The 24,778-nt window shown below is 44.9% G+C and carries 28 protein-coding genes and 5 tRNA genes; 8 read left to right on the plus strand and 25 right to left on the minus strand.

The genetic code is table 11. The features are described from left to right. Positions 1–225 precede the first annotated feature (225 nt). From rplL to F8L24_RS05675, 13 genes are all read right to left on the minus strand, one after another. Complete coding sequence (gene rplL, locus F8L24_RS05615) at positions 226–600, minus strand: 50S ribosomal protein L7/L12 (RefSeq protein WP_294952921.1); 375 nt, start codon at positions 598–600, stop codon at positions 226–228. Positions 601–687: 87 nt separating this feature from the next. Then, positions 688–1,173, minus strand: coding sequence for a 50S ribosomal protein L10 (gene rplJ / locus F8L24_RS05620; RefSeq protein ID WP_294952925.1), 486 nt, complete (start codon positions 1,171–1,173; stop codon positions 688–690). 218 nt (positions 1,174–1,391) lie between these two features. After that, on the minus strand, positions 1,392–2,096 hold the full coding sequence (rplA, locus tag F8L24_RS05625) for a 50S ribosomal protein L1 (protein WP_294952927.1): 705 nt from the start codon (positions 2,094–2,096) through the stop codon (positions 1,392–1,394). Positions 2,097–2,184: 88 nt separating this feature from the next. Then, positions 2,185–2,610 carry a 50S ribosomal protein L11 gene (gene rplK / locus F8L24_RS05630; protein ID WP_294952929.1) on the minus strand — a complete coding sequence of 142 codons (426 nt, stop codon included), beginning with the start codon at positions 2,608–2,610 and terminating at the stop codon, positions 2,185–2,187. 34 nt (positions 2,611–2,644) lie between these two features. Next, positions 2,645–3,175 carry a transcription termination/antitermination protein NusG gene (gene nusG, locus F8L24_RS05635; RefSeq protein WP_294952931.1) on the minus strand — a complete coding sequence of 177 codons (531 nt, stop codon included), beginning with the start codon at positions 3,173–3,175 and terminating at the stop codon, positions 2,645–2,647. Between the two features lie 12 nt (positions 3,176–3,187). Next, on the minus strand, positions 3,188–3,367 hold the full coding sequence (gene secE / locus F8L24_RS05640) for a preprotein translocase subunit SecE (protein WP_011979818.1): 180 nt from the start codon (positions 3,365–3,367) through the stop codon (positions 3,188–3,190). A gap of 18 nt (positions 3,368–3,385) precedes the next feature. Then, positions 3,386–3,461: transfer RNA gene (locus F8L24_RS05645), tRNA-Trp, on the minus strand. Positions 3,462–3,526: 65 nt separating this feature from the next. Next, positions 3,527–3,679, minus strand: a complete 153-nt coding sequence (rpmG, locus tag F8L24_RS05650; RefSeq protein ID WP_011979817.1) for a 50S ribosomal protein L33 — start codon at positions 3,677–3,679, stop codon at positions 3,527–3,529. A 52-nt stretch (positions 3,680–3,731) separates the two neighbouring features. Continuing rightward, positions 3,732–4,940 (minus strand): elongation factor Tu, encoded by a 1,209-nt coding sequence (tuf, locus tag F8L24_RS05655; protein ID WP_294952936.1) that lies wholly within the window; start codon positions 4,938–4,940, stop codon positions 3,732–3,734. A 125-nt stretch (positions 4,941–5,065) separates the two neighbouring features. Beyond that, positions 5,066–5,140 (minus strand) — tRNA-Thr (locus tag F8L24_RS05660). A 147-nt stretch (positions 5,141–5,287) separates the two neighbouring features. Continuing rightward, a tRNA-Gly gene (locus tag F8L24_RS05665) sits at positions 5,288–5,364 on the minus strand. 21 nt (positions 5,365–5,385) lie between these two features. Further along, positions 5,386–5,470: transfer RNA gene (locus F8L24_RS05670), tRNA-Tyr, on the minus strand. Positions 5,471–5,527: 57 nt separating this feature from the next. Further along, positions 5,528–5,603 (minus strand) — tRNA-Thr (locus F8L24_RS05675). Positions 5,604–5,766: 163 nt separating this feature from the next. Here F8L24_RS05675 and F8L24_RS05680 point away from each other — a divergent pair. The 6 genes from F8L24_RS05680 to nhaA all read left to right on the plus strand — a co-directional run bounded on the left by F8L24_RS05680 (position 5,767) and on the right by nhaA (position 11,345). Further along, positions 5,767–6,504: a YaaA family protein gene (locus F8L24_RS05680; protein WP_294952939.1), complete on the plus strand. Its 738-nt coding sequence runs from the start codon at positions 5,767–5,769 to the stop codon at positions 6,502–6,504. A gap of 158 nt (positions 6,505–6,662) precedes the next feature. Next, a complete protein-coding gene (locus tag F8L24_RS05685; RefSeq protein ID WP_294952942.1) occupies positions 6,663–6,950 on the plus strand; it encodes a putative quinol monooxygenase in 288 nt (95 codons plus the stop codon). Between the two features lie 3 nt (positions 6,951–6,953). After that, positions 6,954–8,129, plus strand: a complete 1,176-nt coding sequence (locus F8L24_RS05690) for a class II aldolase/adducin family protein (protein WP_294952945.1) — start codon at positions 6,954–6,956, stop codon at positions 8,127–8,129. Positions 8,130–8,214: 85 nt separating this feature from the next. Continuing rightward, positions 8,215–9,777, plus strand: coding sequence for an autoinducer-2 kinase (gene lsrK / locus F8L24_RS05695; protein WP_294952948.1), 1,563 nt, complete (start codon positions 8,215–8,217; stop codon positions 9,775–9,777). 1 nt (position 9,778) lies between these two features. Next, the gene (locus F8L24_RS05700; protein ID WP_294952950.1) at positions 9,779–10,117 is read left to right on the plus strand and encodes a translation initiation factor; all 339 of its coding nucleotides are present in this window, start codon (positions 9,779–9,781) and stop codon (positions 10,115–10,117) included. Positions 10,118–10,178: 61 nt separating this feature from the next. Continuing rightward, entirely contained in the window at positions 10,179–11,345 is a 1,167-nt protein-coding gene (gene nhaA / locus F8L24_RS05705; protein WP_294952953.1) for a Na+/H+ antiporter NhaA, read from the plus strand. A 19-nt stretch (positions 11,346–11,364) separates the two neighbouring features. On the opposite strand, the gene F8L24_RS05710 is transcribed toward nhaA, so the two are convergent. The 3 genes from F8L24_RS05710 to F8L24_RS05720 are packed head-to-tail and all read right to left on the minus strand — an operon-like array spanning position 11,365 to position 14,981. After that, on the minus strand, positions 11,365–12,639 hold the full coding sequence (locus F8L24_RS05710; protein ID WP_294952956.1) for a nitroreductase family protein: 1,275 nt from the start codon (positions 12,637–12,639) through the stop codon (positions 11,365–11,367). Continuing rightward, the gene (locus tag F8L24_RS05715) at positions 12,623–12,985 is read right to left on the minus strand and encodes a DUF309 domain-containing protein (protein ID WP_294952959.1); all 363 of its coding nucleotides are present in this window, start codon (positions 12,983–12,985) and stop codon (positions 12,623–12,625) included. Before F8L24_RS05715 ends, F8L24_RS05710 begins: the two co-directional genes overlap by 17 nt. Before the next feature lies 1 nt (position 12,986). After that, positions 12,987–14,981, minus strand: a complete 1,995-nt coding sequence (locus tag F8L24_RS05720; RefSeq protein WP_294952962.1) for a thioredoxin domain-containing protein — start codon at positions 14,979–14,981, stop codon at positions 12,987–12,989. 60 nt (positions 14,982–15,041) lie between these two features. Here F8L24_RS05720 and F8L24_RS05725 point away from each other — a divergent pair, with 60 nt between their 5' ends. Beyond that, positions 15,042–15,380 carry a TraR/DksA C4-type zinc finger protein gene (locus F8L24_RS05725; protein WP_294952965.1) on the plus strand — a complete coding sequence of 113 codons (339 nt, stop codon included), beginning with the start codon at positions 15,042–15,044 and terminating at the stop codon, positions 15,378–15,380. A gap of 107 nt (positions 15,381–15,487) precedes the next feature. On the opposite strand, the gene F8L24_RS05730 is transcribed toward F8L24_RS05725, so the two are convergent. The 4 genes from F8L24_RS05730 to F8L24_RS05745 all read right to left on the minus strand — a co-directional run bounded on the left by F8L24_RS05730 (position 15,488) and on the right by F8L24_RS05745 (position 18,315). Continuing rightward, on the minus strand, positions 15,488–16,141 hold the full coding sequence (locus F8L24_RS05730; protein ID WP_294952968.1) for a LexA family transcriptional regulator: 654 nt from the start codon (positions 16,139–16,141) through the stop codon (positions 15,488–15,490). Between the two features lie 291 nt (positions 16,142–16,432). Further along, positions 16,433–17,632 carry a molybdopterin molybdotransferase MoeA gene (locus F8L24_RS05735; protein WP_294952970.1) on the minus strand — a complete coding sequence of 400 codons (1,200 nt, stop codon included), beginning with the start codon at positions 17,630–17,632 and terminating at the stop codon, positions 16,433–16,435. A 23-nt stretch (positions 17,633–17,655) separates the two neighbouring features. Beyond that, on the minus strand, positions 17,656–18,090 hold the full coding sequence (locus F8L24_RS05740) for a molybdenum cofactor biosynthesis protein MoaE (protein ID WP_294952973.1): 435 nt from the start codon (positions 18,088–18,090) through the stop codon (positions 17,656–17,658). A 3-nt stretch (positions 18,091–18,093) separates the two neighbouring features. Then, a complete protein-coding gene (locus tag F8L24_RS05745) occupies positions 18,094–18,315 on the minus strand; it encodes a MoaD/ThiS family protein (protein ID WP_294952976.1) in 222 nt (73 codons plus the stop codon). Positions 18,316–18,448: 133 nt separating this feature from the next. Here F8L24_RS05745 and F8L24_RS05750 point away from each other — a divergent pair, with 133 nt between their 5' ends. After that, positions 18,449–19,084, plus strand: coding sequence for an MqnA/MqnD/SBP family protein (locus tag F8L24_RS05750; protein ID WP_294952978.1), 636 nt, complete (start codon positions 18,449–18,451; stop codon positions 19,082–19,084). A gap of 77 nt (positions 19,085–19,161) precedes the next feature. On the opposite strand, the gene gltX is transcribed toward F8L24_RS05750, so the two are convergent. The 5 genes from gltX to F8L24_RS05775 all read right to left on the minus strand — a co-directional run bounded on the left by gltX (position 19,162) and on the right by F8L24_RS05775 (position 24,674). Then, positions 19,162–20,550, minus strand: coding sequence for a glutamate--tRNA ligase (gene gltX, locus F8L24_RS05755; RefSeq protein WP_294952981.1), 1,389 nt, complete (start codon positions 20,548–20,550; stop codon positions 19,162–19,164). A gap of 144 nt (positions 20,551–20,694) precedes the next feature. Then, a complete protein-coding gene (locus tag F8L24_RS05760) occupies positions 20,695–21,135 on the minus strand; it encodes a helix-hairpin-helix domain-containing protein (RefSeq protein ID WP_294952984.1) in 441 nt (146 codons plus the stop codon). A gap of 56 nt (positions 21,136–21,191) precedes the next feature. Beyond that, positions 21,192–22,973 carry a nucleoside-diphosphate sugar epimerase/dehydratase gene (locus F8L24_RS05765; RefSeq protein ID WP_294952987.1) on the minus strand — a complete coding sequence of 594 codons (1,782 nt, stop codon included), beginning with the start codon at positions 22,971–22,973 and terminating at the stop codon, positions 21,192–21,194. Further along, positions 22,970–24,070 (minus strand): aminotransferase class V-fold PLP-dependent enzyme, encoded by a 1,101-nt coding sequence (locus tag F8L24_RS05770; protein ID WP_294952990.1) that lies wholly within the window; start codon positions 24,068–24,070, stop codon positions 22,970–22,972. The genes F8L24_RS05765 and F8L24_RS05770 overlap by 4 nt, the downstream gene beginning before the upstream one ends. Before the next feature lie 4 nt (positions 24,071–24,074). Beyond that, a complete protein-coding gene (locus tag F8L24_RS05775) occupies positions 24,075–24,674 on the minus strand; it encodes a sugar transferase (protein WP_294952994.1) in 600 nt (199 codons plus the stop codon). Between the last annotated feature and the right edge of the window lie 104 nt (positions 24,675–24,778).

Consider the following 24,778-nt stretch of genomic DNA (forward strand, 5'->3'; position numbering starts at 1 on the left):
TGGCTCTTGTGTCACGAATACCGTCTACGATGGAAGCAATTTTGGTAATCGTATTTTAGATTTTGTCAATAAGGTTTAATAGTATTTGTTAATGTATTAGATACACAAAGAAACTATTAGAGGAGGGTATGAAATGTCTCCGAATAGTTTATCGCTGTATCCAAGTAGGTTACACGCGCTGATGCTCAGGCAGACAGCCTGAACACCGCTCAATAATCGGAAGGATTATTTAAGCTCACAAGAAGCACCCGCTTCTTCAATTTGCTTTTTAAGCTCTTCAGCTTCTTCTTTTGAAACACCCTCTTTAAGTACAGATGGAGTCTCTTCTACCGCAGCTTTCGCTTCTTTAAGACCAAGACCTGTGATCGCTCTTACCACTTTGATCGCGTTGATCTTCTTAGCACCTGCATCGGTAAGCACTACGTCAAATTCTGTTTGCTCTTCAGCAGCCTCACCGCCTGCAGCAGCTCCGCCGGCAGCTACGACTGTAGCCTGTGCAGTTACGCCGAATTTTTCTTCGAATTCTTTTACAAGCTCTGAGAGCTCAAGAACAGACAAGTTTGAGATAAACTCTAATACATCTTCTTTAGTTGTTGCCATTTTTATTTCCTTAAAAATATTTTTTAACCATAATAAATGAGAAATAGTCTATTTCCCAACAAAGAGCCACGCGGCTCTCACCACGCATTACGCCTCTGATTCTTTTTTATCAGCAAGTGCTTTCAAGCCGATTGTGAAGTTCTGTACCGGAGCATTCCAAACATTAAGAAGCATACCGATAAGTTCGTCTCTTGTAGGAAGTTTAGCCATCGCATTGATGGTTTCCATAGAAGCGACTTCACCTGCGATCAGACCTGTCTTTATTTTAAAGTTGTCTGCGAACTGTGTTGCCGCTTTGTCAGCGATTTTACAAGGAAGTACTTGTGTATCACCCCAGATTACAAGGTTTGTGTCTTTAAAGTCTACGGCTTCACATCCCGCATTTTGCAATGCGATCGCTGCAAGTCTGTTTTTAATAACTTTGACATTGGTATCTTCCTCTTTGGCAAGATTTCTTACGATCTCAAGATTTTCAACCGTCATACCTTTGTAATCACAAACGATAATGGCACCAGCGTCTTTAAACGCTTCTGTCATTTCTGCGACCAATTCTTCTTTTCTGGTTCTTGTCATATTTTCTCCTTCCGATCTACAAAAGGGTATGGTTACCCACACATACAGCTTTTCAGCTCTATTAATTAAGCTTTCGCCCCTCTTGTCTTTGACCTAAGATGCGAGAAATCACCGCTTTGGTATTTCATCGAAAACGACTCACGGTTACTCTCAAAAAAACCCTACATATAGCGCTCTTTTGAAAATAGGACTCCGGCCAAAGCCGGAGTAGAGAAAAATTATTTTATTTCCATTACTTCAGAGGCATCCAGCGTGATCGCCGGGCTCATGGTCAATGATACCGCTGTATTTGTAATATATCTTCCTTTTGCAGAAGCCGGCTTCATTCTGTTGATCTTTTCAATCAGTGTGATGAAGTTCTCTTTGATCTTGTCTCCATCAAAAGAAATTTTACCGATGCCAGCGTGGATATTGCCTTTTTTATCCACTCTGAAGTTTACCTGGCCGCCTTTGGCATTTTCAACTGCTTTGGCTACATCCATAGTTACTGTACCGGTTTTAGGGTTTGGCATCAGACCTTTTGGTCCAAGTACTCTTGCTACTTTACCAAGTACACCCATCATGTCCGGTGTAGAGATAACGATATCGAAATCGATCTTCCCTGCCTGGATGTCTTCGATAAGATCCGCTGCACCGACAAGATCGGCACCTGCTGCTTTCGCTTCATCCGCTTTTGCATCTTTGGCAAATACGGCTACTCTTACTTTTTTACCTGTACCATGAGGAAGAACAACTGATCCTCTAACCATCTGGTCTGCATGTCTCGGGTCAACATTGAGGTTCAACGCCACTTCAACAGTTTCATCGAACTTTGCAGACTTGAGTTCTTTAAGCGTTGCCATTGCTTCATCAACGCTGTACTCTTTTGTTGCATCCACTTTCTTCAGCAGTGCTTCTCTTCTTTTACTTAATTTTTTTGCCATTTTTTTCTCCGCTCTAATTGCTCCCACATATTTTAAATCATGTGGTTCAGATTTTATTTTTTATCTCAGTACGGTCAAGTTGCAGACTTTAGTCTACGATTTCGATTCCCATACTTCTGCAAGAACCTGCAATGATCTTTGCCGCAGCTTCCCTGTCGTTTGTGTTAAGGTCGGCGATCTTCTGGTCAATGACTTCATCAAGTTTTGCTTTGCTGATGGATCCTACTTTGTTCAAAATCGGATTGTCTGTACCTTTCTTGATACCCGCAGCCTTAAGGATAAGGTCGCTTGCAGGAGGCTGTTTTGTTTCAAATGTAAAACTTCTATCTGCATATACTGTTACAATAACAGGTATTTTGAATCCCATTTTATCTTTCGTCTTCTCATTGAAAGCTTTACAAAACTCCATAATATTGACACCACGCTGTCCAAGCGCCGGACCTACCGGTGGTGACGGGTTAGCTGATCCCGCAGGGATCATCATTTTAAACTTCTCAGTTATTTTTTTTGCCATCTGTTCTTCCTTTGTATGATTTAACCGCTAAGGGTTATATAATTTTTTCTACCTGGGTGTAGAGGATCTCAACCGGTGTATTCCTGCCGAAGATCGAAACATTCAACTTTAATTTGCCATGGTCGAGATCGTATTCTTCTACCATACCGGTAAAGTTTGCGAACGGACCGTCTACGATACGAACCATTTCACCTGTTTCAAAATCAACTTTCGGTCTCGGTGCACTCTTCTGTTCCATCTTGTCCAGAATCACTTTGATATCCGCTTCAGTCAGAGCTGTAGGTGTCTTTTGTTCACCGATAAATCTAGATACTCTTGGCAGAGACTGTATCTTGTGCCAAAGGTCAGTATCCAGGTCTATATGTGCGAAAGCATACCCTGGGTACAGCGTTCTTTCCGTTATCTTTTTTTCGCCGTTCTTAACTTCAATAACTTCTTCTGTAGGAACCACGATACGTTCAACTTTATCTTCGATACCATAATCGACCACAAGCTGCTCAATTGCTCTTTTTACAGAGAGTTCGCTACCTGAATATGTTTGAATTGCATACCATTGAAAAGCCATTTTCTATTTACCTTATAAAACTGATGAAATGATTGATGACATCAAAAGGTCAACCAATGCTAAAAATATTGATATTACAGTCACTACGAGGAGTACTGCCAAAAATGCTTGTCTAACTTGTACTTTAGTTGGAAATATTACTTTATGGAGCTCCGCTTTCGCGTTTGCAATAAATGTTGAAATTTTTCCCATTTTGTGTTACCTTTGTTATGGCAGGCCAAGAGGGACTCGAACCCCCGGCACCTGGTTTTGGAGACCAGTGCTCTACCAACTGAGCTATTGGCCTAAATACTATTTAGGTTGCCATTCGGACCAGAAGTCCAAATGACGGTTTTAGCAGAATAAAACTGATTACAGTTTCATCTCTTTGTGTACTGTGTGCTCTTTGCACCACTTGCAGTATTTTTTAAGTGCAAGCTTTTCCGTTGTCGTTTTTTTATTCTTTGTTGTGTGATAGTTACGTCTTGTACACTTCTCACAACCAAGGTGAACTGTTTCTCTCATTATTATCTCCTATGATAAGTTTGCAGGAAGAAGTCTTCCTGCAAGTGTTTTCTTAAGCAATAATCTTAGAAACAACACCGGCACCAACAGTTCTACCACCCTCACGGATAGCGAATCTTGTACCTTCGTCAAGTGCAACCGGAGCAATCAGTTCAACATTGATCTTGACATTGTCCCCTGGCATAACCATTTCAGTACCTTCCTGCAGCTTCACAGAACCTGTTACGTCAGTTGTACGTACATAGAACTGAGGTCTGTAGTTGTCAAAGAATGGAGTGTGTCTACCACCTTCCTCTTTAGTCAGTACATAGACTTCGGCTTCGAACTGAGTATGAGGAGTGATTGAACCCGGTTTACAAAGAACCATACCTCTTTGTACATCTTCTTTGGCAATACCACGGATAAGAACACCACAGTTATCACCTGCAATACCGCAATCCATTTCCTTACGGAACATTTCAACACCTGTAACAGTTGTTTTCTGTGTATCTTTAAGACCAACGATTTCAACTTCGTCACCGACACATACCTGACCTCTGTCAACTTTACCGGTTACAACCGTACCACGACCCTGAATAGTAAAGATATCTTCGATCGCCATTAGGAAATCTTTGTCAGTTTCTCTTTTTGGCTCTGGGATATATGTATCAACTTCAGCCATAAGGTTTGTAATTTTTTCTGACCACTCACCGAGTGTACCGGTTTTTGCTTCTTCAAGTGCCTGGAATGCAGAACCGGCTACGATTGGCGTATCGTCACCCGGGAAGTCATATTCAGAAAGAAGTTCACGTACTTCCATCTCTACAAGCTCAAGCATCTCTTCTTTGTCTTCATCATCAAGCTGATCTTCTTTGTTCAGGAATACAACGATGTATGGTACACCTACCTGCTTGGAGAGAAGGATGTGCTCTCTGGTTTGAGCCATTGGACCGTCAGTTGCAGCAATAACAAGAATCGCACCGTCCATTTGAGCAGCACCTGTAATCATGTTTTTAACGTAGTCAGCGTGACCTGGACAGTCTACGTGAGCATAGTGTCTGTTTGCCGTTTCATACTCTACGTGAGAAGTAGCAATTGTAATTCCTCTTTCTCTCTCTTCTGGTGCGTTATCGATTGCATCGTAATCCATAAGCTCAGTATCACCTGCTACAGCGAGTACCGCTGTAATTGCAGCTGTCAATGTAGTTTTACCGTGGTCAACGTGACCGATAGTACCGATGTTAACATGCGGTTTTGTTCGTTCGAATTTTTCTTTAGCCATGCTTTTCTCCTAGCGTAAAATGTTTTAAAGGCAATATTATACCTAAAATTTCTTATGACCCCATACCGATATGGACAAAACTATTACACCACTGTAACACTTTTGTCCATATTTCTTATGGAACGTGGAGCCCATAGTGAGACTTGAACTCACGACCTCTTCCTTACCAAGGAAGTGCTCTACCCCTGAGCCATATGGGCAACTCTATAGTTAATAACGTTTAATATTAAATCAATTTTGTCTGAGATTATTAGTAGCATAAGGATAAACAAGCAAGTTGCCTGAACCGATCTGCTGAAGTTAATAATAGTATGTGAAGTACATAATTCACACAGCTCCCAGTTATTTGGAGCGGGAAACGAGACTCGAACTCGCGACCCTCAGCTTGGAAGGCTGACGCTCTAGCCAACTGAGCTATTCCCGCGTCTTTATGTGACTTAACATATGGTGGTGAGTGAAGGATTCGAACCTTCGAAGACATAGTCAGCAGATTTACAGTCTGCCCTCGTTGGCCACTTGAGTAACTCACCACGTAATATTTCATTTGTCGTATTACTGGTACAAACACTGATAATTATTGTTTTAAATGGAGCTGGTAAAGGGACTCGAACCCCCGACCTGCTGATTACAAATCAGCTGCTCTACCAGCTGAGCTACACCAGCACCATCACATTCTGAAAAGTTATTCCAATCAAAATGGACGGGAATTATAGACAAAAAAATTTTAAAAGTCAAGCTTTTTTGAAAAAAAACACTTAATTTCTCTTTTTTTAAGTAATTTCAATAGAATACAGTCACAAAATAATGACCAAGGAACCTATCTGTCATGAAAATACTACTGGCACCCAGCGAAACAAAAAGATGCGGAGGGGAAGCAGCTTTTCGGCTTGACAACCTGCTTTTTCCTGAACTTCTGCCTTATCGGACCAAACTGCTGCATAGCTATATGAATATTCTTCAAAAAGGAGATATTCAGGTACTTTCCAACATGTTCGGTCTGAAAAAAGAGACAGATATCCGTTCCCATATTAGAGACATCATCCATGAACCTGCCATGAAGGCCGTGGAGCGCTATACCGGTGTTGCCTTTGACCATCTGGACTACAATACCCTCGATATAAAAGCACAGACCTATATTGACAGCCATGTGATCCTTAATTCCAATCTCTTCGGCTTTCTCAGAGCCGATGACCTCATCCCCGAGTACCGCCTCAAACAGGGAGCACCTGTCGGAGAGATAAAAGTAGAAAAATTCTATCATGAACATGGTGCCCCGCTGATGGAGGAATATCTGAAATCAGAAGAGATCCTCGACCTGCGTGCAGGCTTTTATGACAAATTCTATAAACCTGCCAAACCCTATACTGCACTCAAATTCGTCAAAAACGGTAAAGTGGTCAGCCACTGGGCAAAAGCCTACCGGGGTATTGTTCTGCGTGAAATCGCCAAGGCAGGCATTGAAAGTCTCGATGGCTTTATGAAGCTTCCCATAGACGGTCTCTCTGTGCAAGAAATACAGACAAAGAAAAACAAAACTGAAATTATTTACGCTATAGAGTATTGAAAATGAAACTCCCAAGCGAAGAGATACTCTACAGAATAATGGTTGCTCTGCTTTTTCTCGGTGTCATACTCGGTATTCTTTTTGATACCAACTACGGCTAAAAGAAACCCTAATCAAGATTTTGTTATGCTCTACTTTATTATAAAGAGGAGAAACCTATGACTATTACCAAACGCGTGACATTCATCGCCAAAGAGGGAAGCGAGGAGAAGATGAAAGAACTTCTTTCTGCCATGGTGGTACCCAGCAAAGCGGAGGAAGGATGCATTTTCTACGAAATCTTCCAGTATGAGAACCATCCCCGCAAATTCATGGCGGTAGAAACCTGGAGGGATGAAGCGTCGCTCGACGGGCACAAAGCTTCTGCACACTATGCGGTTTACAAATCAAGTTATGCGCCCTACTGTGCAGACAAATATACCGATGAGCTCATCGTTTTAGGATAACTTGTGAAAAATCTATGGGACGATACACAAGCATCTGTCTGCAAAAATGACCTGGCCCTGAGGGTGTACACTTCCAACCTGCTGGGAGAAGATGATGCACTGGTACTGCATGGAGGAGGCAATACTTCTGTCAAGATCAGAGAGAACGGAGAAGATATTCTCTATGTCAAAGGAAGCGGATGGGATCTTGTCTCTATCAAAGAAGAAGGCTTTGCACCGGTCAGACTCTCTGCACTGCTGGAGATGGCAAAACTTGAATCGCTGAGCGATACCGACATGGTCTTGGGACAAAAAGCTGCCATGACCAACCCTGAAGCACCCAATCCTTCGGTCGAAGCAATACTGCATGCGCTGATCCCGTTCAAATTTGTGGACCATACCCATGCCGATGCCATTGTGACTCTCTCCAACTCCAAAGAAGGCGAAGCCCTCATAGCAGAGCTTTTCCCGGATTTTCTCATCATTCCCTATGTCATGCCCGGGTTCATCCTGGCACATACCATTCATAAAATGACGAAAGATTTCGACTGGCAAAAATGCAGAGGGATCATTCTGCATCACCACGGTATCTTCACTTTCGATGATGATGCCCGGCGATCCTACGAAAAGATGATAGAGGCGGTCACTGCTGCCGAAACTTTTTTGGACAGCAGAACCACACTTTCTCTCAATATTTCTGAGCCGAAAGCACATCTTGACACCGACACGCTCAAAGCGCTGATAGAAAAAGCCAAAGGACAGAAAGTAGTCATGGCAATAGACCAGAGCCCTCTTGCCCTGAAGTACGCTTCTCAGACACACTTGAAAGCATTTGCAACCAGGGGTGTTTTGACACCGGAGCATATCATCCGGACCAAAAGAATACCGCTTGTCATCAAAGACCGGGATATGGCAGGGGCCATTACAGAGTATCTCGCTGCCTACATGGCCTACTTCAATCATTATGCCGAAAACGAGACCATGCTGAACCCTGCACCCAACTATGCTGTCGTTAAAGAATACGGTGTGGTACTGTTCGGGAAGAATGAGAAAGAGACACATATTCTCAGAGATATCGTTACACACACTATGCAAGCCGTACTCAGGGCAGACCAGCTCGGAGGCTACCGAAGCATCAGCGAAAAGGACAGTTTCGAAATGGAATACTGGGAACTGGAGCAGGCAAAGATCAAAGCATAGGATGCGTCATAGCCACGCCCCGGTTTTGGCATAGGCCTACTATAAAAAAATGCCCCAAGGCATAAACAGCAAAGGAAGCAGACAGATGCAGTATCTCATGGCGATCGATGCGGGAACGGGAAGTATCAGAGCCGTTATCTTTGACAGCAACGGCAGGCAAATCTCCGCTTCGCAGCAGGAGTGGACCCACATAGAAGAGGAAGGCATCCCCCACAGCATGACTTTCGATACGAAACATAACTGGACACTGGCCGCTGTCTGCATAAAAGATGCGCTTTGTCAGGCACAGCTTCAGGGCAGTGACATCGCTGCGGTGAGTGCCACCAGTATGCGGGAAGGAATCATTCTCTATGATGAAACAGGAGAAGCCATCTGGGGTGTGGCCAATGTCGATGCCCGGGCTGCCGAAGAAGTACACTATCTCAAAGAACAGTTTCCTGACATCGAAGAGACATTCTATGCCCAGTCCGGACAAACCTTTGCACTGGGGGCACTGCCCAGGATACTGTGGCTGAAGAACCACCGTCCCGACCTTTATGAAAAAACCGCTTCCGTATCGATGATAGGAGACTGGATACTGTCAAAACTTTCCGGCCTTATAGCCACAGACCCAAGTAACGGGGGGACCACCGGTATCTTTTCTCTCAAAAAGAGAACGTGGGTACCGCAAATGGCCCAAAAGACCGGGCTGAAAGACACTATCTTCCCGCCGGTACTCGAACCCGGTACGGTCATAGGTACGGTTACGGAAGATGCCGCAAGAGAAACCGGACTTTCTGCCGATACAAAAGTAGTGATGGGCGGAGGGGATGTGCAGCTGGGTTCAGCCGGGCTGGGTGTGGTCAGAGAGGGACAGGTCGCCATCCTCGGCGGTTCCTTCTGGCAGCAGGTCGTAAATATCAAAAGCGATACCTGTCCCCCCGAAGAGAGGGATATCCGCGTCAACCCCCACGTTGTTCCGGGCCTATCGCAGGCGGAGGGGATCACTTTTTTCAGCGGACTGATCATGCGCTGGTTCAGGGATGCATTTTGTGAGCTGGAAAAACAGGAAGCCAAGAAAAGCGGCAGGGATACCTATGGGATTCTTGAAGAAAAAGCTAAAGCTGTACCGGTCGGTTCATACGGTATCATGCCGATCTTCTCGGACAGCATGAAGTACGGCAAATGGTATCATGCGGCACCTTCTTTCATTAATCTCTCCATCGACCCCCGCATTTGCAACAAAGCTTCCATGTTCAGAAGCCTCGAAGAGAATGCCTGCATTGTCTCTGCGCTTAACCTGGAGAAAATCAAAGCCTTTACAGGATTGGATTTTGACGAAATCGTTTTTGCCGGCGGGGCAAGCAAAGGAGAACTCTGGTGCCAGATACTTGCGGATGTTACCGGATGCCGTATCAGAATACCCCGGGTAACCGAAGCAAGCGCACTGGGTGCGGCTATGGCCGCAGGGGTAGGCATAGGACTTTATGAAAGTATTCCCCGGGCGGCAGAGCATCTGGTCAAATGGGATCGCAGCTATACCCCTGACAGGAACGCACACAGACGCTACAGAGAGATCGCCCACACATGGGAGGCGGTCTATGCTGCCCAGCTTGAACTGGTCGACAGAGGCTTGACGCATTCCATGTGGAAAGCACCGGGAATTTAACATGGCAAAAGAGAAAAAGAATCTTTTTGAAATCAATACGGATTTTGATGAGGGCTGGCAGGCGGATAATAAAAAGAAAAAAGAGGCAGAAGAGCCCTCCGAAATCAAAATACCCGAAAAACACCGACTCTGCTTTGCCAAGGAGAAACGCAGGGGAAAAACCGTAACGATCGTCAAACCCTTTTACCTGGAAACAGGCGCCATAAAACAGTTGCTGAAACAACTCAAGTCAAAGCTGGGAACAGGAGGAACAGTCAAAGACAACAGCCTTGAATTCCAGGGGGAGCTTCAGGAAAAACTGCGCAGTGTACTGAAACAGCTGGGCTATGGCCTGCGATAACCGTTTCTTAGCCTATTCATGGTAGTATCTGAATCATCTTCTCAGAAAAGGGGTACAGCAAATGAATGCCATACAGAAATTTATGAAGCAGGAATCCTCTGCCGGGATACTTCTTATAGCAGTCACCGTTTTGGCACTCTTTCTGCAGAACAGTTTTCTCAGCGGATTCTATACCAGTTTTCTGCATACACCGGTCGAAATACGTTTTGGTGACCTGCATATAGCAAAACCGCTTCTTTTGTGGGTCAATGACGGACTGATGGCTGTTTTTTTCTTTCTCATAGGACTGGAGGTCAAAAGTGAAGTCATGGAAGGCCATCTCTCTTCTGTACAGCAAATCACGCTTCCCGGTATTGCTGCGGTGGGAGGAATGGCCGTCCCGGCACTCATCTTCATTCTTTTCAATAGAGGCGAATCCTTTGCCATGAACGGATGGGCTATCCCCACTGCGACAGATATTGCCTTTGCACTGGGTATTTTATCTCTCCTTGGAAACCGGGTCCCGGTTTCACTGAAAATCTTTTTAATGGCTTTGGCCATTATTGACGATCTTGGCGCCATTGTCATTATAGCCCTCTTCTACACTTCGGAACTTTCTTTACTTTCCATCAGTATTGCTGCCCTCTCGCTTGCGGTACTTTTTGTCATGAACCGTTTGAATGTGGCTATCAAATCAGCTTATATTATTGTAGGTATCATTTTATGGGTATCTGTACTGAAATCAGGGGTTCATGCTACACTCGCAGGGGTTGCGCTTGCCTTTATGATCCCCCTTTCCTCTACCGATATTCGGGGAAAACATTTTTCCATGGCAAAAGAGATGGAACATGACCTGCATAACTGGGTTGCCTTTATGATCCTGCCGCTTTTCGCCTTTGTCAATGCCGGGGTCGATCTTCAAGGTATTTCTCTGGCCGATATGGCCGAGCCTGTACCTCTTGGAATCATGCTCGGGCTTTTTATCGGGAAACAGGCCGGGGTTTTTCTCTTCTCCTGGGCAGCCATAAAAGCAGGGATCGCCTCTCTTCCTAAAGAGAGCAGTTGGGCCATGCTCTATGGGGTCAGCGTATTGACAGGTATCGGTTTTACCATGAGCCTTTTTATTGATTCGCTTGCCTATGATGATACACAGATTTATCATTATGCCGACAAACTCGCCATCCTGCTGGGATCTTTTTTCTCTGCTGCCGCGGGGTATCTGATATTGCGTCTATACAGCAGAAAATAATCCTGTATGCACAGCATTGCTACCTTCCTACGGCAAGCGCATATAGCACCATTTCGTCATTTTCAAGAAACGTATTGACCTCGTCATCATAATAGGCACCGATACCGCTGCATCCCAGTCCCAGATAAAGCGCAGCAATATAGAGCCTGTGCCCGATCAGGCCCGCTTTTTGGTACAGCGCCTGATAATTCTTTCCGTTTGAAGTCAAAAAGAAGGTCAATGCTCCCTGGGCAGCCAGTCCATACTGCTCGAGACACAGGTAGCCTGCCTTCTGTGAAAAATCACCATACTTCAGATAGCTGCCGTCCCGGTAGAGGCCCAAAGGCATATCAAGTACCCGATTGATCACCACATAGACAGAAATATCTTCGTCGCAGTCACTTAATATCGGCTGGGAGAGCATTTCCATAATATAACCGAACTGTCCTTTTGTCATCGCTTCTGCATCAAAATCTCTTTGTGACCTGCGATGGAAGATCGTTTCGCGCAACTTGTCAGTACGGTAAGCAAACCTGGGTGCCCGGACCATCCGACGGCAGCCCTGCAGTAAATGGGTCTCTTCATACGCCTCTTCGATCACACTGCTCTGTTCAAAACTGCCGCTTCCCTCTGCATAAGGCAGAGAAAAAGAGACTGCCTGCACACTTTGTTCCTTCATCGGGACGGCAACAGCGGCACCTGAAAGAAACCATTCTCTGTTCCCGAAACCGAACATCCGGTTCAGTGTTTCCCGCTCAAGCACATAGTACATCTGTGTCGCATGCGGTTTGAGGAGGGCACTGGCTTCAATGCACCCCAACACATGCCCGGCATCCAGCAGGCAGTAGCGGAAGGCCCGCTGTTTGTATTTCCAGCTCGAACGCCAGTAAATGGCTGAAACCAAAAAAAGGTACCCCTTCATCGCCCGGGTATATCCCAGGTAGGGTTCTATGCCTTCTTCTTTACTGATCGGATACAGAAGTACCAATGCACTCTCCGCAACACTGAAATGATATATACCGTCTTTTTTACCCTTCACTCCCCGTATCTGCATATAGAGTTCGTTGGGGTAAAGTGCTCCTGCACTGGGGTTGATACGCAAATAGTATTCACCTCCGGCATAGCTCTTTTTTGCCGTAAGTCCTGCAATATGAAAAAGAAACCGATCTTCCTCTTCCTGCATATCAAGAGGAAACCGCTCAAAAGAACGGTCATACTGTTTATAGACCCCAGGCTGATCCTCCCAGGAGAGGAGGTTTGGGTTTTGCCGTATCGAGAGGTAGGAATGTTTGGTCAGTTCATGGTACCAGAACATCAAAGACCCCTGCATGTTTTTGTTTCAGTGTTTCAGCTTTTTGACACGCCGCGGCAAAAAGGATATAGTGTTCGATCCCCTCTTTGCAAAGCAGATGATGCCGGTCAAAGGAAGCCATTACCTTTCTGGCCTTCTGTGCATAGTCATTCCTCTGTCGCCGGATATGCTCAAAACCGACAGCCGCATTGATCAGCCCTTTGACAAGATTGGCCAGCGGATCTTTTTTCAGGCGCAGAGGGTGCCAGGCTTCTTCAAGCACCTCATGCGCCTCAAAATATGCCGCCTCATCCATCAACACCAGATATCTCTGCAGTGCCCCTTTTAAATCATCGTTCATCGTCAGCATGCTATCGTACCGCCTTTTCTATCTTTTTTATGAGCCGGGTAATGTTTTTATCATGGGCAAAACAACTGTTGATCCTGCAGGCAAGATATACCTTGCTCTGTTCAGGTTTGCTTAAAACAAACGGATATTGCATACCATCGATCTGCTTCTGTACGTTGAGTAACAGCTTCTTGTCTGCATGGATAATGACATCTCCTTTTTGGAGACGCAGATAGAGCCTAGTCAGTTTAGGCGCTTTTGCAGGGTATTGCTGTAAAATACTGCCCTCTTCTCTGACTGTTTGGTTTACCACTTGGAGATAATGCATCTCTTCGCTTAAGGCAGCAAGCTTCAACAGACTTTCAAGCATCACACTCAGGGCAGACGTATAGTAACGGTCATCAAAATCCGCCACTGTACCGATGGCATCATCGCTCATATACCAGATACCGTTTCTGTAAAATTTTCCCAAGGCTTCATTTGCTATCCCTTCAGCACGCTTCAGGTACTGCCCGTCATAGGTACGTTCATAGCCTTCCAGCAGCGCATCACATAAAAAAGCATAGTCTTCCAAAAGAGCTTTTTGCTCAGGTTTTCTGCCGTAGAGAACCTGGTGGTACAGCACGTTCTTCTTTCTCATCGTCTGCCATAGTACAGCCATGCTTCTTTGCGCATCTTTCAGGTAGGAAGGATCGATGCGTGATGCCGTAAAAAGTGCTTTGACCATCATGGCATTCCAGGCTGTGATAATCTTTGTATCGACAAACGGGAATGTGCGCATTTTGCGTAATTTTTTCAAATACTGCTTTACCTTGCCAAGCAGTTTGGGTACTTTCTCTCCGACAATATGCGGCTGAGAGAGTTCACCGTCTATGTTCCCGTCCTCTTCGATACCAAGGTAGCCAAGTGCCGCCTCAACCTTTTTGGCATCCATACCGGACTTCACAAGCATCTTTTTTACTTCGTCATGACCATAAATGAAGTAGCCGCCCTCTTCTGCATTGCTGTCCGCATCACTCGCTGAAAAATAGAGCCTGTGCTGCATATAATGTGCGTTGAACTGTGCAATGGTTTCCGACACAATTCTCCTGTAAAGCAAATTCCCGGTCCGTTCATACATTTCCACATACAAAGGAATAAGCTCTGCATTGGTATAGAGCATTTTTTCAAAATGCGGGCTTTGCCAGAGGGCATCGGTCGTATAGCGGAAAAAACCTCCTCCTATCTGGTCATAAATACCACCGTTTGCCATTTTGTTCAAAGTAGTTTCTGCCATCCTGTATGCTTCCGGCTCTCCGCCAAGCCGCCAAAGCGTTAACAGAAGTTCAATTTTTGATGCTTCCGGAAATTTGGGGTGCAGCGCAAATCCGCCATTTTCTTTGTCAAATGACTCTTCAAGCTCGGAAAGCACTTTTTTCTGCAAGGTTTTGCCAATCTTCGCTGTCAGTTTTTTTCTGCCTTGTCTCTGCTTCAGTGCCTCGGCATAAAGTGCTGTCCACTTCCTTAACGCTTCCGGATGCTCTCTAAGTGCCGCAAAACGGGGAAGCATTTGCAGTAAACCTTTGGAACCGTACCCTTCCTCTTTCGGAATGTAGGTTCCCAGATAAAAAACCTTTCCCTGCGGTGTCATAAAGACACTCAGCGGCCAGCCTCCGCGCTTTTTGTAAAAGGCCAGATAAAGATACTGGTATTTTTTGTCGATCTGAGGATACTGCTCCCTGTCCACTTTAATGGAAACAAACGACGCATTCAGGAGTTTTGCTATCTTTTTATCGGTAAAACTTTCTTCTTCCATAACATGACACCAGTGACAGGTGCTGTAGCCAATGGAAAGAAAAATAAATTTATGCTCTTTTTTCGCTTTTTCAAACGCTTTTGGACCCCAGGGGTACCAGTTGACAGGATTGTGTGCATGCTGCCGGAGATAGGGGGAAGATTCATGGACAAGTGCATTGGTATATGTCTGTTCTGCCAAAAGCCCGATCGTCACCATACACCACAGTAAAATATTTTTCATTTCTACTCCATGCTACCTTTTTGCTATAATCACAGCCAACTATACCATAAAGAAACACAAATGACACAAACAGAAAAAGAAACCCTGCGAAAAAAGATAGAAGAAGATATCCTTACACTCAAAGAACAGATCAAAATACTCGAAGAGAAGGTCAAGCCCATCGCTCCAGACTGCTCACTGGGCAGGTTGACACGTCTTGAAGCGATGGGAGAACAGCACGTCAACCACAAAATACTCGATGAATCAAATGTCCGGCTTACCAGACTCAAAAATGCCCTCCTGCGCATAGACAAACCGATGTTCGGTATTTGCATAGAATGCGAAGAAGAGATCGGTACAGGACGAATGTCTGTACGTCCCGAAAGCGTCAGGTGTGTAGCCTGCGCAAACAATGCATAGGGTACTGTGTCCCACAGCACCGCACAGGAGCATGTTACATACAGTCACACTCTCTTGCCCAGAGGCTTCACCGGCCCACACATTTTAAAGACGTATGGTTACGCACCCTACAGAGACTCGATATTGCCTACCACTTTGCCGACAATACTCACTTCATCCGGAGCAAGTACCTCGGGGGAATAAGTCTTATTGTCCGAAATAAGCTCAATCATACCATCCGCTCTCTGGCGGATACGTTTAATAAAAAGTCCTGCCGTGGTCGCAGCAATGAAGATACCGTCTTTATTGATATTGGTCTGATTTCTGTCTACAAAAACAATAGAACCGTCGTGCAGGGTAGGCTCCATAGATTCACCATCTACATGAATTGCTTCAAGTTCAGTGTTTCCCATTCCTACCATATTGTGCATGACTTTCTCATCGATGGTGATCGTTTCATAATTTTCATCAAAAACTTCAGCTCCGCCGCCGGCACTTGCACGTATATCAGAAAAGTACCGCACCTGAAAAAACTTGTCTGTTTCTGCCTTGAGCATATCGATTGCCTGATCAAAAAAGAGCCAGTTGACTGATATTTTCTTCAACGCGCAAAATTCCAATATCTCCGCATAGGGAATAGAATTGCGTTTTTTCATCGTGGCGAATGTTGCCTGCGGAATATTAAGCGCCTGTGCTACATCCTTGTCAAATACCTTTCCCCCGATCTTTGTTTCAGAAACCACATCTTTCAGTTTTTCTATAATGTCATTAAAGTTCATCATTTTCACAACTCCTTTTGCTATTCAAATATTTCATATTATAGACTATTTTTTATAAAAGTATGACAATTTGACATACTTTTTATCTAATATTCTACTTTTATATACAATTTGACAGTTACCACGCCGATTTAAACCCGGACAAATAAAAAGGAGTTAAAAAATGGATTTCAAAAGAAACAGAAACCTCTTGAACGAAGCGATCAACTCAGGATGCAGAACCGCGGCAGAACTTGCACTCTTTTTAAGGATCAGGGCAAAGCTGATATAGAAGACCGGTAGAAATATCCTGTATCACCCAAAGAGGAGTACAGTCACCTCATCTCCCGCCTCTTTGGAAGTTTCGTCTTCCGAAGTGACAAGGAGTGCTGTATTTCCGAGCATGTTGGTCAAAATAGCGGAGGTACCGAGCTTCTTGCCTTTGAAGTCAACATAGTATTTGCCGTCTACCAGAGAAATATTACAGGCAGTGAATTCTTCTTTTTTGGCACGTTTGACAAACGGTTCTGTCAGTTTGGCTTTCACGGTATGCATGGTACTTTTGCCCTGCTGCAGCTTTTCAAGAAGCGGCACCACATAAACCAGCGCCATGACTGTTGCTGAATAGGCAAAACCCGGCAAACCGACAATGAACCTGTCGCCTTTACGCGCGACCATAATGTGCTGTCCCGGTTTGACACGTACCCCTTTAAAAATAACTTCACAGCCCAGTTCACGGATCACATCTTTTACAAAATCAAAATCTCCGACACTCACGCCACCGGTCGTTACAACAACATCACTCTTTTCAAGGGCTTCTGAGATGGCCGTAGTAATACTCTTTTTATCATCTTTGATACACCCCAGCTGCATGGGGATACCGTCGTATTTCCGGACAATTGCTTCAACAACATAATTGTTGGAAGAACGGATCTGTGCATCATTGGTCTGCATTTCACCCAGATCAAGCAGTTCCGAACCTGTCGAGAGAATAGCAACTGTCGGTTTCAGATAGACTGAGACATGTACAATATTTAAACTTGCCAGGACCCCGATATGGGAAAAATCAATTTTTGTGCCTGCTTCAATAAGTTTCTGCCCTTTGGCATAGTTTTCACCGACTTCCCTTACCGAAAATCCGTGCGGTACCGCTTCATTGATCAGGATGTCATTTCCTTCAACGGTCACATTTTCAATGGGGATGAGCGTATCTGCACCTTCCGGCATTAGCGAACCGGTAAACGTTTTGATACAGATGCCCCCCCTTACTTTATCGCTCAGTGCAGAGCCGGCAGGATTGATACTCGCAATCTTCAGCCGTCCGATCTTTTGGTCTTCTCCTCTTATCGCATAACCATCCATCGCTGAAGTAGGGAACTCCGGAGAGTTGTGGTCCGCAATGATATCTTCTGCCAGAACATGCCCTACGGCATCCGTGATATAAAGTTTTTTTGTCTTATACTGCCCTATTTCTAAGCTCTCTATGAGTGCCATCGATTCGTCAAAATGCATCATATTACAACATTCCTTTTAATGCTTTACGCCAGTAATCCACTGCCGTCCATCGGCGTGCTCCGGTCTTCCGCATAAATACGTTCACCGTTCTTCACGTCATATTTCCAAATTGGAGCATTGGCTTTGAAATCTTCTACGAATTCATCGATCAACTCCAGTGCAACACGGCGTTTGGGAGAGAATACAGCAGAGACATACGAAGAAGTATGCACAGGTACATCACCGATAGCATGTGCCATTCTGACCACCGCTCCTCGTGCTTTCGCTCTCTCCTGCCACTCATCGAACCATTTTTGCAGTACCGGTTCATAGATATCAAAACTGAGTGCTTCTATCTCTTCTTCGGCACGTATGGTTCCTACAAAAGGGATGTATGCACCGTAGTTGGACTCAGCCTCTTCATCCAGCCATCTGCCAAAGATCTCTTTGACATCAAGCGGCCCGTTATAAAGCTCCATTGATCAGCCGCCGCATACAGGAGGAAGAATGGAGATACGGTCACCGTCATTCAATACGGTATCCAAATCTTTTACCATAGTATCATTCAATGCCACCGCACATTTTTCAAGCCAGGGAACAAGCATTTCATCCTCTTTCAGTTTTGCAGCGACATCTGCCAGTGTGGCAGCTTCCATTTCTACCGCTGCTTTTCCGATGGGACCTAAAAATTCTACTTTTATCATCAAAAAGCCTTTATCCGAATGCGGTATTGGAGATCATCAATCTTCCGCACATTCCGGGTTTATTCAATCTGAGCCGATTATAATTCTTGTTTGGTATAATTACGCTTAAATCTACCATGGAGGAGATATACACATGCAGTTTGGCTCTATCTCTTACCTCAACCTCCTTCCTTTTCAGGTCTATCTCAAACGCTACCTCAAAAGCTCTTCGGAAAAGATGTCTTTCCGCTATAAACGTGCCGTTCCTTCACAGATCAACAGATCACTGAAACGAAGAGAAGTCAATGCCGCCTTTATTTCGTCGGTCGAATCCCAAAAATATACCTGTACCGACCTGGGGATCATTGCCTACCAAAAAGTCTACAGCGTTCTGCTGTTACCCGGCTCCGAAGAAAGCGATCCTGCATCCGCCACCTCGAACCGCCTGGCAAAAGTACTGGACCTGCACGGAAAAGTACTCATAGGAGATGCCGCTCTCAAATATTATCTGGACGGGGGGAAGGGCATCGATCTGGCAGAAGCCTGGTACGAAAAAACCGGCCTGCCTTTTGTCTTTGCCCGGCTCTGCTATAACAGACACGGGAAACAGATACAAAAACTGGCAAGGGAGTTTAGCCGCACAAAAGTACGGATCCCGCAATATATTTTAAAAAAAGAAGCAGCGCAAAGAGGTATTTCGGCCAAGCAGCTGACCTGGTATCTGGATCATATTTATTATAAGATGGATTGGAGAGCGAAACACGCATTGAAAAAATTCCTGGGTGCGTAAATATTCTGCTTTATGCGGGGTCTTTTGGCAAAACTTTGCTTGATGCGGGTTTGCCTATAGGGTGCATGTTCTGCACCCTACGCAATGGTAGAAACTGCTCTCTCTATGCGTAAAATCGTCTCATCTACACCAAGAATCGCCATAATCTCATCCATACCTGAACCCGTCATACTTCCAAGCAGACTGACCCGCAGCGGCATCCCTATTTTTCCAAAACCGATCTCTTTGTCTGCCACGAATTTTTCCATGGCTTCATGGTAGTCCGAGGGCAGATGTAAAGGTTTTTCCCAAGTCTGCAGCACAGCAATAAAATCAGTCAGTATCTCTTTTGCTGCACCCTTAAATGCTTTTTTTACCGCTTTGTCATCATAGCTTTCCGGTGCATTAAGTATTAGTTTGATCTGCTCTGCCAGTTCAAGCAGTGTTTTTCCTCTCTCTTTGGTCGCATCCAGCAGCATTTCAAGTTTATCATGGCCCGAAATATCTACATCGAACTCTTTCAGCAATTCTGCTAGTTCACTGTTGGATTTGTTCTTGATATAATGGGCATTCAGCCAGAGCAGCTTGTCCATATTGAAATTGGAAGAGGACTTATTGATATCACGAGGATCAAACAGTGCAATCATCTCTTCAATCGAAAATATCTCCTGATCTCCGTGACTCCAGCCGAGACGTACCAGAAAGTTCAAAAGTGCTTCAGGCAGAAAGCCCTGTGCTTTGTATTCCATGACATCAGTTGCTCCGTCACGTTTGGAAAGTTTTTTTCCCTGTTCGTTATTGATCATTGCAACATGGTAGAATTTTGGTATTTTGAACCCCAGCGCATCATAAACCACGATTTGTTTGGGCGTATTGTAAAGGTGGTCATCTCCGCGTATCACATCAGTCAGCCCCATTAAAGCATCATCAATAGCCACTACAAAGTTATAGGTAGGCGATCCGTCCGCTCTGGCGATAATAAAATCATCCACTTCATCCGCGGCAATATTGATCTCGCCTTTGACCCCGTCCGAAAAAGAGATCATCCCCTCCTGCGGTGCTTTGATACGGATAACCGGAGCTACTCCGACAGGGGGTGTTCCTGTAAAATCACGATAACGTCCGTCATATCGGGGACGTTCTTTTTTAGCCATCTGTGCTTCTCTGAGGACATCAAGTTCTTCTTTGGTCATATAGCATTTATAGGCTTTTCCTTCATCGAGAAGCCTGTCAATATATTTTTGATACAGATCAAACCTCTTTGACTGATACACCACTTCACCGTCATGACTCATCCCCACCCATTCAAATGCTTTGAGGATCGCATCTTTTGCTTCCTCCGAATTTCGTGCCATATCCGTATCTTCGATACGAAGCAGGAATTTTCCGTCATTGTGCCTGGCTGTCAGCCATGAAAAAAGTGCGGTCCGGAGCCCGCCGATATGCAAATAGCCGGTAGGAGATGGTGCGAAACGTGTCACTGTCATAATAATACCTTCAAATAAATTACGTGATTGTAGCAAAAATGTGGTTAAGGAGGCTCTTACTTGTCTATTGCTGTACCCAAGCAGAGGGAAAACAATGATAATAAAGAGATACAGAAGTACTGAAGCGCGGTACTTCTGTACTATTTAATGTTTCTTTTTGGATTTTGTTTGTTTTTTTGTCTTTTTTTTGATTTTAGATGCTTTGGCATTGGACTTTTTCATTTTACTTTTGTCCTCATGCTTATGCATTTTCTTTTTCTCAGCTTTTTTATCCTTTTTGGACACTTTATGTTTTTTGGAAGCTTTTGTCTTTTGAGTGACTTTTTTCACATCTGCTGCTGACTTTACATCATTTTTCACATTGGCCGCGGTCTGCATACCAATCCCCTCTACCCTCTGAAAATCCTCAAACGATTTGAACTTTCCTTTTCTTCTTTCTTTAATAATTGCATCTGCTTTTTTCTCCCCAATACCGTTAATCTGCATCAATTCAGCTTTGCTTGCTGTGTTTAATTGGTTCAAACTCATACCGAACAGTGCCGATGCAGCCAGTATCAAAAATCCTGCTGTCATTTTTTGTAACATACTTCTTCCTTTTGTTTAGCGATAAAGGGCTCTTCTAAAAATAGGTCCCTTCAAGATTATAGCCAATCTTCTCTTGTAAATTCAGGTACGATTTTTCGTAATGCTTCTACCTTGTTTTCTGCCATCAACAGTGCTTCAATATCATCCGTCAACTGTCCAATATCATACCGTGTAGGTCTGGCAATGAAAACAGAGCTGTATTGTGTTTTCTGCTCGCTTTCGTCCAAAAGCAATTCCTCATAGAGTTTTTCACCCGGACGCAGCCCGCTAAAGACAATATCGATCATTTCCTCTTTCCCGTAAAGGCGTATCATCTGTTTCGCAAGATCGATGATCTTGACAGGTTCTCCCATATCAAGGATGAAAAGCTCACCGCCTTTCGCCATGGCTGCAGTCTGGAGTACAAGCTGGCACGCTTCAGGAATAAGCATGAAATACCGGGTCATGTCGGGATGTGTCACGGTGACCGGACCGCCGTTTTCGATCTGCTTCTTAAATTTGGGAATGACAGAACCGCTTGAACCAAGTACATTGCCGAACCGCACTGCCACGATCTCGGTCTGTCTGCTTTCTACATTCTGCGCATACAGTTCTGTAACACGTTTGGTCGCACCCATGACACTGGTGGGGCGCACTGCCTTGTCCGTAGAGATGATCACCAGTTTTTCAACTGCATGTGCTATGCTGGCATCAATGACACACTTCGTTCCTTTTACATTGTTCCACACCGCCGGTTTCGGATTATGCTCACAGATCGGTACATGTTTGTATGCTGCCGCATGAATAACGATCTCGGGTTTAACAGATGCCATAAGGCTATCCATCGTTTTTTCATCCGTCACATCGATCAGTCTCAGGTCTGCTGAGGGAACTTCCTCTCCAATACGGTACAGATTGTACTCGCCATTGTCCACCAGCACAAGCGAAGCGGCACCGAACAGGAAACACTGCCGTACGATCTCCGAACCGATACTTCCCCCTGCCCCGGTGATCAATACGGTTTTGTCTTGAATAAAATGTTCAATGACATCCAGATCAAGGTCTTTCGGATGTCTTGCAAGCAAGTCCTCGATCGAAAGGTCTTCAAGCTTTTCATGTTCGGAACCCAGCAGTTTGACCTGCTTGATCTCTTTGATCTCCAAAGCATTCAACCGGTCAACAAGAGCACGCAGTTCTGCCTGCTTGACAGTCTCTGTCAAAATCGCAGAAACAATCTGCTTTTCCTTGACAACCTCTGCTATACGCTCTATGTCATATATCCTGACATTATGGATATAGGCATCCCGAATATTCCCGTCATTTTCCAGGGCAGCGATCGCAACAGGATAATAGTCGATCTCATCTTTCAGGGCACTCTGTATGATCGTTCCGGTTTTACTGTTTGCTCCGACAAGCAATGTCGGTTTTACAGCATGTTCCCTGAAACTTTCATTCCAGAACCGTTTACTCGCCCGCAGCAAGCCGATGAATAGGATAGAAAGAAAAAAATCTATCAGAATGACCGATCGTGGAAACGGCTGAAAAACAGGGGAGAACAGCAGATAGATCACTACAAATAACCCATAGGCTGCAATATGTGCTTTCACAATGTTGGCAGCATCCCCAAAACCGAAAAAACGCCAAATAATAAAATAGCTTTTAAAAAAGAACATCGCGCCAATTTTAAAAAAAACCAGCAGAGCCCACACTGACCAAAAATGGACAAAGTAGCGTTCGGGAATATGAAAATTGAAACGCAGAAGATAGGCCATATAGAAAGAGAGCAGGGAAAGTACGATATCGACAAGCAGAAAAAAAAGTATCCGCTTGGAAACTGTGGGACGGAATAATGCTGTCACAGCAAAACCTTTTCGATGACACTGCACACCCTGTCGACATCCCTGTCTGTCATACTCGACCCGCTCGGAAGGCAAAGTCCTTTGCTGAAAAGCTTTTCCGAAGTACCGTTTGCTGCCACCAGCGCATTTTTAAACAGGGGCTGAAGATGCATGGGCTTCCAAAGCGGACGGCTTTCAATCTTTTCAGCGGAAAGTGCCGTCATGACGGTATACGGATCCGTGTATTCCAGCGTCAATGTCGTTAACCATCTGTTTCCCCTGCTCCCCGCTATCTCCGGCATAAAAGTGACTTCCTCATATTTCTCCAAGGCTGCGGTATACCGGGCAAATATCTCTCTGCGTCTGCCGACCCGTGCCCCAAGTACTTCCATCTGCGCCACACCGATCGCCGCCAGGACATTGGACATACGGTAGTTGTACCCATAGGTTTCATGTTCATAATAGGGAGCATCTTCTTTTGCCTGGGTAGCGAAAAATCTGGCTCGCTCTATCCATGCGGCATTGTTACTTACAAGCATGCCTCCTCCGGAAGTTGTCAATATCTTGTTCCCGTTAAAGGAAAATACACCCATATCTCCAAACGTACCGCTCTCTTTTCCCCGATAACTTGCACCAAGAGACTCTGCAGCATCTTCTATCAGGAAAATTCCTTCTTCATGACAGATCGATGCAATTTCTTCAATCCGGCTCATCTGTCCGTACAGGTGGGTTACAATGAGGGCTTTGGGTTTTTTCGGACTTTTCCTGATAGCAGACTTGAGAAGTTCGGGAGAAAGGTTCCAGCTTTCATCACTGTCTACAAATACCGGTATAGCATGTTGGTACAAAACAGCACTGACAGAACCGATAAACGTAAAACTTGAAGCAAGTACATAATCACCTTTCTCTACACCAAGCACACGCAGCGCCAAATGCAGCGCCGCAGTAGCCGTATTGGTCGCCACGGCATATCGGCTGCCGGTAAAGGTGCAGATACTCTCTTCAAAACGATCTACAAATGCTCCAAGCGGCGCAAGGTAATTACTCTTGAATACTTCGGAAATATAGGCTTCTTCTTTACCGCTCATATGCGGAGGAGAAAGAAATATTTTTTTCATCATATTATCCTAAAACTGTTTGTATAATATAGCCTATATCTTTCTTCAAAGACCATGTCTGCATATAGGCTTTATTGATGGCCACTTTGTCCGGCCAGATCACTTCCCGGTTATAGGCTTCCGGATCATCCTGCATTGACAGGATCTTTTCCTCATCCTTGTATTTCAACGATGCCGGTCCGGTTATCCCCGGACGCAATTGTAAAATCATCCTGTCTTCCCCCTCAAGTTCGTCTGCAAACCCAGGAACATCCGGCCGGGGTCCCACAAAGCTCATCTCTCCCGACAGTACATTAAAAAGCTGGGGAAGTTCATCGATCTTGGTACGCCTGAAGAACGCACCGCTTCGTGTGATCCTCCGGTCTCTGCTCGTTGTAACGGTTGTCCGTACGCCTTGTACCGCGTTCATGGTTTTGATCTTGAAAACATTGAACCGCCTGCCGTCTTTACCAATGCGCGTCTGCATGAAAAGTCCATTGCTTTTTGTTTCTGCTGACGCTACGACCCAGGCAAGCAGCATCAGCCATCCTGTCAGGCATATACCTGTCGTTGCAGCCACTACATCGAACAGGCGTTTTTTTCTTTGCTGGGAAGCAGTCAACATTTACTTTTTCAATTTATATATTTTACTGTACGGTGATGAAACAACCAGTTCAAAGAGGTTTTTATCGTATTTCCCCAGTATGAACATTTGGACATACATAGAAT

Origin of the sequence: Sulfurovum sp., from assembly GCF_015493435.1 — a bacterium.
GTDB lineage: Bacteria > Campylobacterota > Campylobacteria > Campylobacterales > Sulfurovaceae > Sulfurovum.